This is a genomic window from Pseudomonas sp. 3B-A001-10F, from assembly GCF_056313565.1.
On sequence record NZ_JBQYFW010000036.1, the window covers coordinates 32,332 to 50,376 of the forward strand.

At 59.5% G+C, this 18,045-nt stretch carries 13 protein-coding genes; 1 reads left to right on the forward strand and 12 read right to left on the reverse strand.

Annotated features, from left to right (window positions below):
- Position 1 precedes the first annotated feature (1 nt).
- The 12 genes from AC0ZWN_RS24625 to glnE all read right to left on the reverse strand — a co-directional run bounded on the left by AC0ZWN_RS24625 (position 2) and on the right by glnE (position 15,005).
- A complete protein-coding gene (locus AC0ZWN_RS24625) occupies positions 2-1,441 on the reverse strand; it encodes a hypothetical protein (protein ID WP_476336941.1) in 1,440 nt (479 codons plus the stop codon).
- 75 nt (positions 1,442-1,516) lie between these two features.
- A complete protein-coding gene (locus tag AC0ZWN_RS24630) occupies positions 1,517-2,425 on the reverse strand; it encodes a glycosyltransferase family 2 protein (RefSeq protein ID WP_476336943.1) in 909 nt (302 codons plus the stop codon).
- A complete protein-coding gene (locus tag AC0ZWN_RS24635) occupies positions 2,418-4,172 on the reverse strand; it encodes a carbamoyltransferase family protein (protein WP_093430132.1) in 1,755 nt (584 codons plus the stop codon). The genes AC0ZWN_RS24630 and AC0ZWN_RS24635 overlap by 8 nt, the downstream gene beginning before the upstream one ends.
- A 172-nt stretch (positions 4,173-4,344) precedes the next feature.
- Entirely contained in the window at positions 4,345-4,680 is a 336-nt protein-coding gene (locus AC0ZWN_RS24640; RefSeq protein WP_093430131.1) for a YceK/YidQ family lipoprotein, read from the reverse strand.
- A gap of 119 nt (positions 4,681-4,799) precedes the next feature.
- On the reverse strand, positions 4,800-6,251 hold the full coding sequence (locus AC0ZWN_RS24645) for a lipopolysaccharide kinase InaA family protein (RefSeq protein ID WP_476336944.1): 1,452 nt from the start codon (positions 6,249-6,251) through the stop codon (positions 4,800-4,802).
- Positions 6,251-7,003, reverse strand: coding sequence for a lipopolysaccharide kinase InaA family protein (locus AC0ZWN_RS24650; protein ID WP_476336946.1), 753 nt, complete (start codon positions 7,001-7,003; stop codon positions 6,251-6,253). The genes AC0ZWN_RS24645 and AC0ZWN_RS24650 overlap by 1 nt, the downstream gene beginning before the upstream one ends.
- Complete coding sequence (locus AC0ZWN_RS24655; protein WP_093430128.1) at positions 7,000-7,734, reverse strand: lipopolysaccharide kinase InaA family protein; 735 nt, start codon at positions 7,732-7,734, stop codon at positions 7,000-7,002. The genes AC0ZWN_RS24650 and AC0ZWN_RS24655 overlap by 4 nt, the downstream gene beginning before the upstream one ends.
- Positions 7,734-8,540 carry a lipopolysaccharide core heptose(I) kinase RfaP gene (gene rfaP / locus AC0ZWN_RS24660; protein WP_093430127.1) on the reverse strand — a complete coding sequence of 269 codons (807 nt, stop codon included), beginning with the start codon at positions 8,538-8,540 and terminating at the stop codon, positions 7,734-7,736. The genes AC0ZWN_RS24655 and rfaP overlap by 1 nt, the downstream gene beginning before the upstream one ends.
- On the reverse strand, positions 8,540-9,661 hold the full coding sequence (locus AC0ZWN_RS24665) for a glycosyltransferase family 4 protein (protein WP_095047255.1): 1,122 nt from the start codon (positions 9,659-9,661) through the stop codon (positions 8,540-8,542). Before AC0ZWN_RS24665 ends, rfaP begins: the two co-directional genes overlap by 1 nt.
- Entirely contained in the window at positions 9,661-10,722 is a 1,062-nt protein-coding gene (gene waaC / locus AC0ZWN_RS24670) for a lipopolysaccharide heptosyltransferase I (RefSeq protein ID WP_077570514.1), read from the reverse strand. The genes AC0ZWN_RS24665 and waaC overlap by 1 nt, the downstream gene beginning before the upstream one ends.
- A gap of 1 nt (position 10,723) precedes the next feature.
- On the reverse strand, positions 10,724-11,758 hold the full coding sequence (waaF, locus tag AC0ZWN_RS24675) for a lipopolysaccharide heptosyltransferase II (RefSeq protein WP_093430125.1): 1,035 nt from the start codon (positions 11,756-11,758) through the stop codon (positions 10,724-10,726).
- A 307-nt stretch (positions 11,759-12,065) separates the two neighbouring features.
- On the reverse strand, positions 12,066-15,005 hold the full coding sequence (glnE, locus tag AC0ZWN_RS24680; RefSeq protein ID WP_476336950.1) for a bifunctional [glutamate--ammonia ligase]-adenylyl-L-tyrosine phosphorylase/[glutamate--ammonia-ligase] adenylyltransferase: 2,940 nt from the start codon (positions 15,003-15,005) through the stop codon (positions 12,066-12,068).
- Between the two features lie 384 nt (positions 15,006-15,389).
- Here glnE and aceE point away from each other — a divergent pair, with 384 nt between their 5' ends.
- On the forward strand, positions 15,390-18,035 hold the full coding sequence (gene aceE / locus AC0ZWN_RS24685) for a pyruvate dehydrogenase (acetyl-transferring), homodimeric type (RefSeq protein ID WP_007915682.1): 2,646 nt from the start codon (positions 15,390-15,392) through the stop codon (positions 18,033-18,035).
- Positions 18,036-18,045: the final 10 nt, after the last annotated feature.

An 18,045-nucleotide genomic window follows, 5' to 3' on the forward strand; every position in this document is an offset into this window, starting at 1 on the left:
CTTAGCGGCCGATGACCACTACAGTGGCACCTTTGCGATTGGCGAAATGCTCGATGATCCGCAGCTTGTGCGCCACCAGCCACTCATTCAGCCAAGGCTCGTCACCTTTGGCCTCGATGAGGAAATATTGATAGTCGCCAGCGTGCGCTGCCGACATCGCCTCCTCTGCGGTCAGTACCGGCATCACGTAGCCACGACCGGCGTAATAGCTGATCCGCCCATCCTCGAAATAGGTCTTCGCACCCGGCTCGACATGGGCCGACAACCAGCGTCCGGCCTCGACGTAATGGGTTTTGCCGGCCCCGGTGGAGATGACGTTCGACAGCATCACCAGCAAACACAGAACCACCAGCCACCTGCCCCAACGCGGGAACTCGCGAACAAACGCCGCCAGCCCCATCGCCAGCACGGGCACAAACAACAGATTGAGAAAGCTCAGGTAGCGCGTATTCATGAACTGTTGCTTGATGAAAAACAGCACCAGCACGATCAGATACAGCAACGCCGCCCAGGCGAAGGGTCGATAGTCGCGCCAGTAGACGCCTAGCACCCCCCAGTTACGCCGCAGAATGAAGGGAACGGCGAAAGGCCCCATCAACTTCACGAAACTGATGGTCATGGTCGCCAGGATGCCGAAGAAAATGATCCGCCCGGCTTCATCCTGGGAGTACTTGTTGATGAGCGAATTGGCAAACTGATCGCACAGCATTTGAAAGGACGCAAACACACTGTGCGGGGCAATCATGTCCAGATACAGCATCACTCGCGCCGACATGAGTACACCGGTTGCCGAAATGGCCAGCAGCCCCAAAACCGGCAGCAGCGAAAACTGGGCAAACTGCATCCGTCGGCCAGATGACCACAGGTTGGGCAACTGCCACAGAGCCAACGCCGGCACCAGCAATAAGGCCTCCAGCCGAAACAAGGCTGCTGCGACGATTGCCAGGTGGATGAATGCCGCGCGCAACCAGCCGCCACGGGCTTGCCAGCGCAGCGCGAGCCAGAGCGTCAGCGTGCAGAAGAACCAGAAACCGCACTCACGGATGATGTCGTTTCGAAAGGCATTCACCGCCGGCATGGCCAATACCACCAGGCACGCCCAACCGGTGACCTGCGCAGACCGCTGACGCACGCAGTCCACCATCAACGCGCTGGTTCCGGCAAAAAAGAGTGCACACCAAAGATAGGCACTCAGCTCCAGCGGCAAATGCAGGATGGAATGCGTAGCGGCCAGCAGAAAGGAAAACCAGGGCCAGTCGAAAGAAGCCCAAGCCACATTCGGCCCGTGCTCGGTGACCTGTTGCGCAATATCGATGTACAGCGCGGCATCACGCCCCACTGTTGCAGTGCCCAGGACGGCTATCAGCGATAACAGCGCGCTGCCCACAAACGCCAGCCAGACCGGGTATTTGTCGATGATTCTGGAGACTCGAGTTGCCACGCTACCGCCCGTACCTTTCACCCAGCCACCTCACCGACATCCGTTACAAGGTACGCGCACATCACCGCGACCCACTTACCGAAACAGCAACCGCAAAGCCTTGCGGGTGTATGACCAGCGTGAAAACGTCCGCCAGTCTGCACGCAAAGCCTGGAAATAGAACGACCTGGCCAGCTTGTACTCGCCATGGGAATAACAGTCGCGAAACAGCGACAAACAGCGCTGTGCCAGAAACGCCTGGCGCAGATCACACATTTCTTCGGGCATTCTTCGACTGGAAAACACTTCGCTGACGACCTGCTCCGTACCGGCAGCAAGACTCTGGCGCAAATCATGGCGCATGCTGTCGGCGTGCTTGTAGATCAGTGCCAGAGGCTTGTCCAGAACGGTGCAGGGGTAGCGCGCCAGCACTTGGGCAAACACTGGCAGGTCCTCGACGTTGCGCAAATGTTCCGGGTAATTGCCCTGAGCGAACACTTCGCGGTGCATCGCACAGGCACCGTTGGAAATCGACAACGTCTTGTTCAGCAGGTAACCCTGCAGGCGCTGGCGGGGCGTCACAGGCAAAGGCTTGGCCGCCTGCAAACTGCGGCGCCCGTCAGCGAACACTGACCAGTGCGCACCGATCACCATAAGGGTCTGCGGATGACTGGCAATGTGCTGCGCAAGCGCAGCCAATGCACCGGGAGCCATTTCATCGTCAGAGTCGAGAAACACCAGATACCGCCCGGTTGTCTCTTCCAGCCCCCGATTGCGTACCGACGACAATCCGCCGTTGCTTTTACGCAGCGCGCGAAAACGACCGCCATGCTTGAGCAGGAGCCTTTCCACTACCTCAGGCGTATCGTCCGTCGACCCGTCGTCGATGACCAGCAGATCCGCCGTCGTTTCATCCAGTTGCGCCAACACCGACTCCACTGCACGAGGCAGCGTTCGCGCATAGTTGTAAACCGGAATGACGACGCTGATCAGTGTTTCAGTCAAGTTCGTATCCTTTCACACCCTCTTTTACGACCAGAATATCTTCCATGATCAGGTATTCCAGATCCGAACCGAAAAACATGTTCAGCGCGTCGGTCGGCGAGCAAATCATCGGTTCGCCACGACGGTTGAGCGAGGTGTTCAGCGATACGCCGTTACCGGTCAGGTTTTCCAGCGCCTTCATCATGTCGTAGTAGCGCGGGTTGTATTCACGCTTGAGGACCTGGGCACGAGAAGTGCCATCTTCGTGAACGACTTCCGGCACACGGGTCTTCCACTCGTCCGCCACTTCGAAAGTGAATGTCATGAACGGCGCCGGATGATCGATCTTGATCATCTGTGGCGCAACGGTGTCGAGCATCGACGGGCAGAAAGGCCTCCAGCGCTCGCGGAACTTGATCTGATGGTTGATGCGGTCGGCCACGCCGGCCACGCTCGGGCAACCAATGATCGATCGACCGCCCAATGCACGCGGACCGAACTCCATACGTCCCTGGAACCAGGCCACGGGATTACCATCAACCATGATTTTGGCGATCTGTTCCGGCATGTTATCGAGCTTGCGCCACGCTGGCTTGTTCTCGTGACGGGCGCAGGCGGCGATCACGTCCTCGTTGCTGTACGACGGGCCGAGGTAGACATGCTCCATCTTCTCGACCGGCACGCCACGGGCGTGGGACACATAGGCAGCTGCGCCGACCGCCGTACCGGCATCGCCGGACGCCGGTTGCACGAACAGTTCCTTGATGTCGTCGCGGGCGATGATTTTCTGGTTCAGTTTGACGTTCAACGCACAGCCACCGGCGAAGGCCAGTTTGCCGGTTTCCTTGAGCACGTCGCCCAGGTAGTGATCGATCATCTGCAGCGCCAGTTTCTCGAACAGCGCTTGCATGCTCGCGGCGTAGTGAATGTACGGTTCGTCAGCAATATCGCCTTCGCGCTTCGGCCCCAGCCACTCGATCAGCTTCGGCGAGAAGTAGAAGCCTTTACCCTTCTCTTTATAGCGGCGCAGGCCGATAACGTTGGCGTAGTCGGTGTTGATCACCAGCTCACCGTTTTCGAACGAGGCCAGACGCGAGAAATCGTACTTGCTGGCATCGCCGTACGGCGCCATGCCCATGACCTTGAACTCACCGTCGAGCATCTCGAAGCCGAGGAACTCGGTGATCGCGCCATACAGGCCGCCGAGGGAGTCCGGATCGAAGAATTCCTTGATCTTGTGGATCTTGCCGTTTTCACCGTAGCCAAAGAAGGTCGTGGCGTACTCGCCCTTGCCGTCGATACCGAGGATCGCGGTTTTTTCTTTGAAACCGGAGCAGTGGTAGGCGCTGGAGGCGTGAGCCAAGTGGTGCTCGACTGGTTCGATCTTGATCTTCTTCGGATCAAAACCCAATTGCTCCAGGCACCAGACAATCTTGTTGCGGTAGCGCTTGTAGCGGCGGTTGCCCATCAGGATCGCATCCAGGGCGCGATCCGGTGCATACCAGTAACGCTTGGCGTAGTGCCAGCGCGCCTTGCCGAACAGGCTGATCGGAGCGAACGGGATCGCAACTACGTCAACGTCGGACGGCTTGATGCCGGCCTGCTCAAGACAGAACTTCGCCGATTCGTAGGGCATGCGGTTCTTTGCATGCTTATCGCGTACGAAGCGCTCTTCTTCAGCCGCCGCCACCAGCTTGCCGTCGATGTACAAGGCTGCTGAAGGGTCATGGCTAAGGGCGCCGGACAGGCCAAGAATCGTCAATGCCACAGGGGTCTAGCCTCTTTAGTCTGCGTGCAGGCGCAATGCGCCTTGAAAATTGATGTGCCCTCGCACAGGGCGAGTGACAGCTAAAGGGCGGGATTATAGCGTAAACGAGTAGGGAATTACCCTGTGCGATTGCCCTCTGGGTGAATGGCCTGGAGAAACCTTACCCTGCTACTCAATAACTGCCCTTGCGCCAGTAAATACCAAGATTGCCGTCGGTGAGCTGACGATAAACCGTATAGGGCAACGCTACTGTATCGAATACTCCGGACAATGGCAGATCCAGCAACACGAATGGCACCAGAAAACCGCTGGGATCCGGCGGCGCGTTCAACACGCAGAAGTCGAAGGCCAGACCGCTGTAAATCCGCGGAATGGACTGGCAATAGGTTTTTTGTTTGCGCATGTCCCGCGCCACGTCGGCATCGTCCTGCAAGACAGTCATGGCGCTGCCACAGCCAGCCAGAATCCATGAAAATACACCCAGCGTTGCAGCCTGTTTAATGGTCAAAATTCGCCCTCCAAGGTCGTTGGGCAAATTAGCATCGGGACTGAACAGGGCACAGTTCATGGCTTCTGGCGAAGCTGTAGGACAAGTCGCTGAATCTTGTCCTCTACTGCTGGTTTGTCTCAGGCCACGCTGGAAATATCTTTCGGCAACCGCAGATCAATAATCTGATACAGCGCGCTGCTTTCGGGCCAGTTGCGCATGAATCGCGCACGGTCACGGGCATAGGCCGGCGCGAAACTGCCGACAGATCCATGCTGGCACATCGAGTCCAGATCGATCAGCGCCCAGCGATCCTGCTGCCAGAACAGATTATGTCCCTTGAAGTCGCCATGGCTGATCCGCTCGTCAATCAATCTGGCGAACAACTGATCCAGCGCCTGCAACTCCGCTTCCGGCGCTTCACCACTTTCAACGTACGGCGCAAAGCGCTCGATGATATCCGGCCCCGGCAGGAACTCGGTCACCAGATACGCACGGCTGCGCAGCCACAAAAAGCGCTTTTCCAGCACCGCCAGCGGTTTGGGTGTGGCGATGCCGAGAAACGCCAGGCGATTGCCTTCGCGCCACGAATGCCAGGCCCGACTTGGCCGCCAGAAACGCTTGAGCCAATGCGCAAAGCCCTTGATGTTGTAGCGCTTGATCACCAGCGTGCGCGCACCGGCCTGAACCTTGCCAACGCTCGCCGCACCACCGGTCTTGTACAGGTGACCCTGATCAAGCAACGCATCAGCCTGCTCCAGCACCGGCAGCATGGCTGACTCTTCTTCGCGGCGGATTGCGCGCAGAGCGAACGCTCCACGCTGCACACTGAACAGCGTGCACTCGCGACCGACCTTGATCAGGAAGTCTTTCAAACGCCAGCGCCGCACTTTGTCGATCTGTTTCTGCAAGGCCTCCAGCGGCAACGCATGCTCGCTGTTGCTCAACAGGTAATACACCAGCAGCTCTTCAGTGAACGGTTCCAACGCCTTGGGTAACTGGGCGAAAAACACCCCGAGATTTTCCAGGACTTTTTGTCGCGACAACGGCTGGCCGGCGGTTTCTGCGCAAATCCCGGCACCGTCAATCAAGTACAACTGGTCGCCGTGGCGCAACAGATTGTCCAAGTGCAGGTCTTCCTGCCAAAGCCCTTTGCCGTGCAATTGGCCGATAGCGCCCAGCGCCTCAGCCAGCACCGCCGATTGCTCATCGGCCAACACCGGCAGCGACTCGACTTTCGCCCAGGCATCGCCAAGGCTTTCGGCACCCTCAAGGAAATCGAACAGCAACCAGCCACCTTCACCATTTTGCAAACCATCGGCCAGTAGCAGCGGCGTGGTCAGGCCTTGCGCAGCCAGCAAGCGCACGCCTTCCAGCTCGCGCTGAAAATGCCGGGCAGCTTTGCCGCCGACCAGCAATTTGGCCAGCACCGGACGCCCGCGCCAGACACCGGCGCCAACGTAACGCTGTCCCGGCAACACCCGCAGCAGACTCAGCAATTGCAGATCAGCACTGCCGGCGGCATCAGCCAGCGTCACCGTCAGTGGCAGTTGCGGGGCTCGCCCAGCACCGGCCAGCTCGGACAATTGCATCAGCGGGTCTCCTTGTGGCTGCGACGCGCGGTCAGCCGGGCGAGCCAGCTGTCCAGCAGCGCGCTGTCAGTGGGCTGATCGAGATAAGCCGCGAGCATTTCACGCAGTTGCGCCTCGTTCCATTCCGGCGCACGGCGTTGCAACGGTTCCAGATCCTTGATCCGGTCGCGCATGCCAAACAACAACGGTCGGGTCTTTTCCAGGTCGATCAATTGCGCCTGATACCCGTCACCGCTGGCTCGCAGAAAAATATGTTTGGGATAGAAGCAGCCGTGCACCTGACGCACGCCGTGCAGATGCCGCGCGAGCAATCCGCAAGCCTTGAGAATGGCTGAATGCTGCGCGGTACTGAGCTGCGCCCAGCGCTGCAACAGCGATTCCAGATCACTCCAGCCATCGAGTGCCCGAGTCAGCAGAATGGCACGGACTTCGCCGTTGACCTTACGCTCACCGAAAAACGCTGCTTGCAGCGCCGGGATACCGAGCTTGCGATAGCGACTGATATTGCGAAACTCGCGGGCAAAGCTTGGCTCGCCGAAAGGCGCATGCAAGGTCCGCGTCAGGTAGTTGCTCTGGCGCTTGAGGTAATAACCTTGCCCCTCCAGATCCAGACGGAAGACGCTGCTCCAACCGCCACGGGCGGTATTGGGTTCGTCCACGGCCTCAAGCTGCTTCGCCCAAAGCGCGTCAAAAGTGCCGAGACCATGGCGCTCAAGCAGTGCGCGGTCTTCAGCGGCGAGAAAATCAGTCATTCGCGTCCCTCGAAAAATCTCACCACGTGCCGAATCCGTTTCTTGTCGGCGCTATCAAGCCGATCGCACTGGCGGTACTGCTTATAGAAGCGCAGGCGTTGGGTATTGGACAGGTGGTATTTGGCGAGTTTATCGAGACAGGCCAGATCCTTGGTGATCCGATACTTGAGCCAGAAGCCGCGCCAGAACTCGCCGTTAGGGCAATCGATCAGAAATATCCGCGCCTGATCATCGATCAACAGGTTGCGCCATTTCAGATCGTTATGGGTAAATCGGTGATCATGCATCGTCCGGGTATAGCCGGCCAATTGCCGACTGACGCCGTCAACCCAGGCGCGATCCTTGAGTTTCGGATCCTTGCGCTCGGCGAGCGCCGAAAGGTCTTCGGTGTCGGGCAGTTCACGGGTGATCATCGCGCCACGATCATACGCCGCGCCACGTCGTTCCAGGCCCCAGGCCACCACTTCAGCGGTGGGAATGCCCCACTTGGCGAAGCGCTTGAGGTTCTGCCATTCCATCTTCACCCGCGGCTTGCCGAGGTAACGGCGCAAGCCTTTACCGGCGCCGACATAGCGTTTGACGTAATAATTGACACCGTTGCGCTGCACGCGGATCACTTCCGACAGCGGATCACGGGTCAGGCGTTCGCCCTGCAACGCAAATACCGCTTCGAGACTGCCGAAGTCTTCGGCGAGCTCGCTGTATTGCGGCTCGAGAGTCCAACCCGCCATCAGAGCGCATCCCCGTAACGCTGTTTACGCGCGTAGAGTTTGTTGGCCTTGCCTTCCAGCCAGCTCAGCAGTGGCGCTTCTTCAGCCAAAATCTGGCGCAGCGGTTGCTGGAAATAGCCTTTGAGGAAACGCAGTTTGTCGCGGCGGGTCAGGCCGATGTCCAGCGCGGAAAAGTACAACGCAGCCAGATCTTTATTGCGCCAGCGCTGCGTGATTTTCGTGCGGGTCTGGGCGCGGTGCAGGTCGATCACCGAGAGTTTGAAGTCGTCTGGCGTCACCGGTTTATCGGTGTGCAGCAGGAAGTGGCAGATATAGCAGTCACGATGGTTGACGCCAGCGCGGTGCATCATGCCGGTCATGCGTGCGACTTCGGCGATCAACGCGCGCTTGAGTTTCGGCTCGGGCGGCTGCTTGACCCAATCGATGCTGAAGTCTTCGAGGCTGATGGTCGGCGCCAGTTCTTCGGTGACGATAAACGAGTGCTGATCTGCCGGGTTACTGCCCTTCTCGCCGTAAGCCACGGCAGTCATGGTCGGCACGCCGACTTCCTGCAGACGTTGAATGGCTTGCCACTCCTGGCCCGCGCCGAGAACCGGCAGCTTGGCGGTCAGCAGATTCTTGAAGATCTCGCCCCAGCCGATACCTCGGTGGATTTTCACGAAAAATCCGTTGCCGTCGACTTCCGTGCGCAGCGTCCGGCGTGCTTCCAGCTCGCGGTATACCTCGCCCTGCAAGCCTTCGACTTCAGCGAACGGGTCGCGGCCGGCCCACAGGCTTTTGAACGGTTCAGCCAGCATCAACTTCATTAAGCGTGCTCCGCCAGAATCACATCGGCCGCGTGCTGCGGCATGCTGTAGAGGTCGGCCGTCTCGGCGAAGGCCAGACCATTGCGGCTCCAGGCCGCCCGTGCAGCGTCGTCATGCAACATTTCAGTCAAGTATTGCGTCAGTTGCGCCTGATCGAACGGTTCGTCCAGCACTCGCCCGGCATCCGCCTCGGCAATGTAATGGGCGTAACCGCAGACCGCGCTGACCAGCACCGGCAAACCGGCGACCAGCGCTTCGAGCAACACAGTACCGGTGTTTTCGTTGTAGGCCGGGTGGATTAACAGATCGGCGCCGAGCAGGAAACGCGGGATATCACTGCGCCCCTTGAGGAACGTTACGTTATCGCCCAGCCCCAAGGTTGCGCTCTGCATCTGGAATAATTTGGGGTCATCCTGGCCGATTACAAACAGCCGGGTGCGTTTCTTCAGTTCGGCAGGCAATGCAGCCAGCGCTTTCAGGCTGCGATCGACGCCTTTGGTCTTGAAGCCCGAGCCGATCTGCACCAGCAGCAGTTCGTCGTCCTTGAGATTGAATTCAGCGCGGAAACCGGCGCGAATTTCAGCGGCATCCGCCGGGCGGCGACGATCCTGGGCAATGCCCGGTGGCAGCAGGTGGAAACGCTCCAGCGGCGTGTCGTAATGCTTGATGAACAGCGGCTGCTGCACTTCGGAAATCATCAGCACTTCGGTCTTCGCGTCTTTGGCGAACACCGCGCGCTCGTACTCGGCGAAGTGGCGATAGCGACCCCAACGACGGTACAGCGAATTGCGCAAGTTCTGCGCCTTGTCTTCGAAGCAGCCATCGGCGGCGTAATAGACGTCCAGCCCCGGCATCTTGTTGAACCCGATCAGGCGATCGACCGGGCGCTTGGCCAGGTCGGCTGCCATCCACGCGCTGAGTTTTTCATTGCGACGATGGTTGAAGAATGCCTTGACCGGCGCCACCAGCACTTCGAAACCGGGCGGCACGTCGCCTTCCCAGATCAGCGTGTAGACGCGAATCTGGTGACCACGCTTCTGGCATTCAAGGGCGATGCGCATGAAGTCGCGCTGCAAGCCACCGAACGGGAAATATTTGTACAGGACGAATGCCAATTGCATCAGCGCAGCTCCTCAGCCATTAACAACGTGCTCAGTCGGCTGGCGACACGCTCGGGGTTCAGACGCGTGAAGCACAGCGGCTGTTCACGCTTCAGGTCAAACTGACGGGCATCCTGCGCGGTCGGTTGATAGGTACATTTCTTTTGCAGGCATGGCGCGCACGGGAAGTCGCTGGCCAGGTGAATCTGCAGCTTGCCGTAAGCGCCGGTCAGGCCTGGGTTGGTCGGGCCGAACAGCGAGATGGTCGGCACGTCCAGCGCGGCGGCCAAGTGGCCGAGACCGGTGTCCACCGCGACGCAGGCTTGCGCACCGGCGAGGACTTTGCCGACGCCGGCCAGATTGAGCTTCGGCAGCACTTCGGCGTGTTTGAAACCGGCGGCGATGCGTTCGGCGCGGGCCTTTTCCTGCGGGTTGCCCCACGGCAGTTTGACACCGACGCCGAGGTAGCCGACGCGCTCGGTCAGTTCACGCCAGTAACTTTCCGGCCAGTGTTTGGTGTCCCAGGTGGTGCCATGCAGGAATACCACAAAGGCATTTTTGCGCGGCAGTTCGACCAGACGTTCGACGTTGAGGCCGTAATCGCCCAAGCCTTTTGGCAAGTCGTAGCCGAGAGCGATGGCGAACAGTTGGCGCACCCGCTCGACGGCGTGCTGACCGCGGGCCACTGCCAGTTTGCGATCATAGAAACGCGAAGCCATCGGCTCGCGCGCCGAACCTTTATCGAGACCGGCCACCGGCGCTTTGACGTAACGGGTCAGCCAGGCGCTTTTCAGCAGGCCTTGAGCGTCGATCACCAAGTCGTATTTATTGGCGCGCACACTTTGTTTGAAGCGTTTCCACTCGCCGCTGGTGATGGTTTTCCAGAGGTTTTTGCGCCAGCGACGGATCGCCACCGGAATCACTTTGCCAACGGCCGGGTGCCAGGTCGGAATCTCGGCGAAACCTTCTTCCACCACCCAGTCGAACTTGATTCCGGGAATGGCCCGGGCGGCGTCGGTCAGCGCCGGCAACGCATGAATCACGTCACCCAGCGATGAAGTCTTGATCAGCAGTACCCGCAACTTAATGAACCTCGACCACAGAGCCCTGCAACTTCTGCAAGGCATCGTTGACCGCATCCGGCATCAGCTGGCGCAGGCAGTTGTAATGACCGAAACGGCAGGTGCGGTCGAAGCAGGGGCTGCAATCGAGGCCCAGACGAACCACTTCGACATGCTCGGCCAGCGGCGGGGTAAAACCCGGCGAAGTCGACCCGTAGACCGCCACCAGTGGACGGTTCAGCGCAGCGGCAACGTGCATCAGGCCGGAGTCGTTGGAGACCACCGCGTCGGCGCAGGACATCAGGTCGATGGCCTCGGCCAGCGAAGTGCCGCCGCTGAGGTTGACCGATTCTTCACGCAGGCCAGGAATCAGTCGAGCGCGGATATCTTCACCGACCGCATGATCGTTCTTCGAACCGAACAGCCACACCTGCCAGCCTTCACGAATGCGCGCTTCGGCGACTTTGGCGTAGTGCTCGGACGGCCAGCGCTTGGACTCACCAAACTCGGCGCCAGGGCACAGGGCCAACACCGGGCGGTCGAGGGTCAGGCCGAACTTGGCCAACGCTGCTTCGCGAGTGACCGGGTCGATTTGCAGGCTTGGGCGCGGATAAGGCTTCGGCAGCTCGGCGTTCGGCTCATAGGCCAAAGCCATGAACCGCTCGATCATCAACGGATAGCGTTGTTTGTCGAGGGTGCGCACATCGTTGAGCAGGCCGTAGCGGAATTCGCCGCGCCAACCGGTGCGTTTCGGAATGCCGGCGAAAAACGGCACCAGCGCCGACTTCAGCGAGTTGGGCAGCAGGATCGCCTGATCGTACTGACCACGCAGGGATTTGCCGATGCGCCGACGCGTCGCCAATTCCAGCGCGCCGTGGCCGAGCGGGAAGCTCAAGGCCTTGCGCACTTCGGGCATGCGCTCAAGGATCGGCCGGCTCCACTCAGGGGCCAGGACGTCGATTTCGCATTGCGGGTGGCGCTGTTTGAGACACTGAAACAGTGTCTGCGCCATCACCATGTCACCGACCCAACTGGGCCCAACGATCAGAATATTCATGTGGTTTCCAAAAACGAACCGGGGAGGCATTTACGCCTCCCCGCCTCGAGAATCACTGAGGGAGCGGCACTGCTGGCGATGGGTCATTACCTTCAACATGACTGTCGACTGTCACTCCGCTATCGCGAGCAGGCTCGCTCCCACATGGTTTTTTCGTCCTGCTTCAGATCTACAGACACTGTAGATCCACTGTGGGAGCGAGCTTGCTCGCGAAGGGGCCAGCACATCCGACATCGGTGTCGTCTGACACTCCGTCTTCGCGAGCAAGCTCGCTCCCACAGGGTATTGGGTGCTGTACAAACCGGTTTTAGCTTAGCCCCATCTCTTTCCATATCCGCAAAACCTGCCGCCGTTCTTCGGCAAACTGATCGCCCGATATCACCCCGGCGTCCTTCTGCAAGGCCTGCCGGTGAGCGGCGGAGCGGTAGGCTTTATAGGCCTCGCGCAACAGGCTGGCATCTTCGGCAGGCATCAGCCCTTCGTGTTCCAGCTCTTCCAGAATGCGGATGTTATCGGTCCAGCGCAGCAATGGCGGGTGGCTTTGCGACCACGCCAGAGCCGCGTATTGCACCATAAATTCAATATCGACGATACCTCCGGCGTCCTGCTTGAGGTCGAAGGGCGCTGTGGCGTCGAAGGCATTTGCCGCCGTACCGGCCGCGGTGCTCTTGGTGCCGAGGTTATCGCGCATCTTCGCGCGCATCTCACTGACTTCCTGTTGCAACTTGGCCAGATCGCGCGCCTTGCCCAAGACCTGCGCGCGGACGCTCTCGAACGCTTGGCCGACATCCTGACTGCCGACCAGCACCCGAGCCCGCACCAACGCCTGATGTTCCCAGGTCCAGGCTTCATTTTCCTGATAGCGGGCAAACGCACCCAACGAACTGACCAACAGCCCCGAAGAACCGGATGGGCGCAGACGCATGTCCACTTCGTAGAGCTGACCGGAGTTGGTCTGCGCCGTCAGCAAGTGAATGATCCGCTGCCCCAGGCGCGTGAAAAACTGCGCGCCATCAATCGACTTCGGCCCGTCGGTTTCCGCCTGTGGATCGCCGTCGTGGATAAACACCAGGTCCAGGTCCGAACCATGGCCCAATTCCAGACCGCCGACTTTGCCGTAACCGACAATGATGAAACCTGGATCGCACAAGGTGCCGTCGGTGCGCAGCGGCGTGCCGTACTTGGCCACCGTCTGGCGCCAGGCCAGGGCCAGCACTTGTTCAAGAATCGCTTCGGCCAGCCAGGTCAGGTAATCGCTGACTTTCATCAGCGGCAGGCTGCCGGCAATTTCCGAGGCGGCGACGCGCAAGCGGTGCGCCAGTTTGAAATGGCGCAGGGCTTCCATTTGTTGTTCGAGGTCATCTTCGGGAATCCGCGTCAACCGCTCGCGCAACTCGGCAGCCAGTTCCGGCGCCAAGGGCGGCTTGAACAAACGACCTTCGTTAAGCAATTCATCCAGCAGCAGCGGGAAGCGGGTGATCTGCTCGGCGATCCACGGGCTCGCTGCACACAGTGTCAGCAAGCGTCGCAGGGCGCCGGGGTTTTCCGTCAGCAAGACCAGATAAGCCGAACGCCGGGCAACTGCTTCCACCAGCGGCAGCACGCGTTCAAGCACCAGATCCGGGTTGGCGTGCTCCACAGCCTGTGCGAGCAGACGCGGAATAAAGGCATCCAGACGCTCACGCCCCAACCGCTGCATCGCGCGCAATTGCGGGCTGCTGCGCAATCCGGCCAGCGCTTTCAGAGCTTTGCTGGCATCGCTAAAGCCGCCTTCCTCCAACTGCCGGCATGCCGCCTCTTCGTCTTGCGCCTCTTCCCACAGCGGCAGCCATTCACCGCCAACCACTACTTCACTTTCGGTGTTTTCATCCTCGTCGGGATCGGCAATCACCTGGGCGAAGTGCCAAGCCACGCGGCCGCGCCAGAACATCAACTTCTCTTGGAAGGCGTCCCAATCGGCAAAACCGAGCATAAACGCAATGCGCGCCTGATCCTGCGCGCCATCCGGCAGCATCTGGGTCTGGCGGTCGGCGATCGCCTGAATGGCGTGTTCGGTGTAACGCAGAAATTCGTAGCCCTCGCGCAATTCGCTGATCACCGCTGGCGGCAGATAACCCTGCCCTTCCAGCGTGCTCAGCACCTTTAATAGAGGACGCTGTTGCAGGCTCAGATCGCGGCCACCATGGATCAACTGAAAAGCCTGCGCGATGAACTCGACCTCGCGGATGCCGCCAGAGCCGAGCTTGATGTTGTCGGCCATGCCCTTGCGCCGTACTTCCTGCTGGATCAACTGCTTCATGGTGCGCAGCGCTTCGATCGCCGAGAAGTCCAGATAACGGCGGTAAACGAACGGCCGCAGCATGTCGAGCAACTGCGCACCCGCCACCTGATCGCCGGCCACCACCCGCGCCTTGATCATCGCGTAGCGCTCCCAGTCCCGGCCCTGATCCTGGTAATACTGCTCCAGCGCATTGAAGCTCAGCACCAGCGCGCCGGATGAACCGTAAGGGCGCAGGCGCATGTCGACGCGGAAAACGAAGCCGTCGACGGTCATCGGATCCAGCGCCTTGATCAAGCGCTGGCCGAGACGAATGAAGAATTCCTGATTATCCAGCGAGCGCTTCACGCCAACGGTCTCGCCACCCTCGGGGTAGGCGAAAATCAAATCGATGTCCGAAGACAGGTTCAACTCGACCGCGCCGAGCTTGCCCATGCCGAGGATGACCATTTGCTGCGGCTCACCGCTGCGGCGGCCGGTCGGCGTGCCGAACTGTTCGCAATGGCGGCTGTACAACCATTGATAGGCCTGGTCGATGGTGGCGTCGGCCATGTCCGAGAGATCCCGGCAGCTCTGTACCAGATCGGCCTGGCGGGTGAGATCGCGCCAGATGATCCGCACTTGATGACGGGCGCGCTGGCGGCGCAGGGCGCGACCGAGTTCATCTTCATTCCGGGCAGCGTTCACCGCAGCGGCAATCTGCGCACACAATTCACCCGGCGCGAAGGCCCGGTCGAGTTCGCCGGACTGCACCAGTGTGAGCAACATCAAAGGGTCACGAACGCTCTGTTCAATGACGAATTCGCTGGCGGCGGTGACGCGGGCGAATTGCGCCCAGCGCTCTGGCGTCCAGTTCGCCAAGCCGTGATCGTCTTCCAGCGCGGCGACGGCCGTACGGAACGACTGCTCGGATCGAGTGACCAACGGCAGGAGAATGGCGGGCAGTTCGGCAAGCACGGGCAGGGTCATGGTCTATCCTTGATCGGCGTGTAAATGGCCGCTTGTAGTGATTGGTGAAAAGCCGCTACCCGGAAGACTGTCGAACAAAAGTTAGAAATAGCTGAAATTTCTTTCTCGTTGGCAGCGAACATCAAAGTTTCACCTTTTTCGGATGGTAAAAGACCAACCTTAACGATTATTCTCACAACGCAGCCGGAGGCCACAAGCCATTCTTCTGTAGTTTTACTACTCGTCTATACATTCGAAAGGCTGAAATGCCGGAAGATTTGTAGTAAAACTACACGCCGCCGGAACAACCTATCGGCAATCCAAGAATTTTAAATCGTCTGCCCACAAGGCCAGTCGCAAACTCAGGCAACCGATTCTGGAAGCCTTTCCGCCCTGGAGCAAGCCATGCAAGACCTCGATCCCGTCGAAACCCAGGAATGGCTGGACGCCCTGGAATCGGTTCTCGACAAAGAAGGCGAAGACCGTGCTCACTATCTGATGACCCGTATGGGCGAACTCGCGACCCGCAGCGGCTCGCAGCTCCCTTACGCCATCACCACGCCTTACCGCAACACCATCCCGGTAACCCACGAAGCACGCATGCCTGGCGACCTGTTCATGGAACGCCGCATTCGCTCGCTGGTACGCTGGAACGCGATGGCCATGGTAATGCGTACGAACCTGAAAGATTCTGACCTGGGTGGTCACATCTCCAGCTTCGCTTCCAGTGCGACCCTGTATGACATCGGCTTCAACTACTTCTTCCAGGCCCCGACCGACGAACACGGCGGCGACCTGATCTACTTCCAGGGCCACACTTCGCCAGGCGTTTACGCCCGTGCGTTCATGGAAGGCCGCATCACCGAAGACCAGATGAACAACTTCCGCCAGGAAGTCGACGGTCAGGGCCTGTCGTCCTACCCGCACCCTTGGCTGATGCCTGACTTCTGGCAGTTCCCGACCGTATCGATGGGTCTGGGTCCAATTCAAGCGATCTACCAGGCACGCTTCATGAAGTACCTGGAACACCGCGGTTTCATCCAGCCGGGCAAACAGAAAGTCTGGTGCTTCCTGGGCGACGGCGAGTGCGACGAGCCGGAATCCCTGGGCGCGATCTCCCTGGCCGGCCGCGAGAAGCTGGATAACCTGATCTTCGTCATCAACTGCAACCTGCAGCGCCTCGACGGCCCGGTTCGCGGCAACGGCAAGATCATCCAGGAACTCGAAGGCGTGTTCCGTGGTGCTCAATGGAACGTGACCAAAGTCATCTGGGGCCGTTTCTGGGACCCACTGCTGGCCAAAGACGTCGACGGTATCCTGCAACGTCGCATGGACGAAGTCATCGACGGCGAGTACCAGAACTACAAAGCCAAAGACGGCGCGTTCGTCCGTGAACACTTCTTCAACACGCCAGAACTCAAGGCGATGGTTGCTGATCTGTCCGACGACGAGATCTGGAAACTCAACCGTGGCGGCCACGACCCGTACAAGGTCTATGCGGCGTACCACGAAGCGGTCAACCACAAAGAACAACCAACCGTTATCCTGGCCAAGACCATCAAGGGTTATGGCACCGGTGCCGGCGAAGCGAAGAACACTGCGCACAACACCAAGAAAGTCGACGTCGACAGCCTGAAGTTGTTCCGCGATCGTTTCGACATCCCGGTCAAGGACGAAGAGCTGGAGAACCTGCCGTTCTTCAAGCCAGAGCCAAACAGCGCCGAAGCCCGCTACCTCAGTGAGCGTCGCACTGCACTGGGCGGTTTCGTGCCTCAGCGCCGCGCACAAAGCTTCAGCGTACCGACGCCGGATCTGGACACCCTCAAGGCCATCCTCGATGGTTCCGGCGACCGTGAAATTTCCACCACCATGGCTTTCGTGCGAATCCTCGCGCAACTGGTCAAGGACAAGGAAATCGGCCCGCGCATCGTTCCGATCATCCCGGACGAAGCCCGTACCTTCGGTATGGAAGGCATGTTCCGTCAGCTCGGCATCTACTCGTCCGTCGGCCAGCTCTACGAGCCAGTCGATAAAGACCAGGTGATGTTCTACAAGGAAGACCAGAAAGGTCAGATCCTTGAAGAAGGCATCAACGAAGCAGGCGCCATGAGTTCCTTCATCGCTGCCGGTACCTCGTACTCCAGCCACAACCAGCCGATGCTGCCGTTCTACATCTTCTACTCGATGTTCGGCTTCCAGCGTATTGGCGACCTGGCCTGGGCTGCTGGCGACAGCCGTACCCGTGGCTTCCTGATCGGCGGCACCGCCGGCCGGACCACCCTGAACGGTGAAGGCCTGCAACACGAAGACGGTCACAGCCACCTGTTGGCTGCAACCATCCCGAACTGCCGCACCTACGATCCAACCTACGGCTACGAGCTGGCGGTGATCATTCAGGACGGCATGAAGAAGATGACCGAAGAGCAACAGGACATCTTCTACTACATCACCGTGATGAACGAGTCGTACCAGCAGCCAGCCATGCCGGCCGGTGCCGAAGAAGGCATCAAGAAAGGCATGTACCTGCTCGAAGAAGACACCCGCGATGCGGCGCACCACGTCCAACTGATGGGCTCCGGCACCATCCTGCGTGAAGTGCGTGAAGCGGCGAAGATCCTGCGTGAAGAGTTCAACGTTGGCGCCGACGTATGGAGCGTTACCAGCTTCAACGAACTGCGTCGCGACGGCCTCGCTGTCGAGCGCAGCAACCGTCTGAAGCCTGGCCAGAAGCCTAAGCTGAGCTACGTCGAAGAGTGCTTGAACGGCCGTAAAGGTCCGGTCATCGCGTCTACCGACTACATGAAGCTGTTCGCCGAGCAGATCCGTCAGTGGGTACCGTCCAAGGAATTCAAAGTCCTGGGCACCGACGGTTTCGGCCGCAGCGACAGCCGCAAGAAACTGCGTCATTTCTTCGAAGTCGACCGTCATTTCGTGGTGTTGGCAGCCCTGGAAGCACTGGCTGACCGTGGTGATATCGAACCTAAAGTCGTGGCTGAGGCCATCGTCAAGTTCGGCATCGACCCGGAAAAACGCAACCCACTGGACTGCTGAGGAGACATTT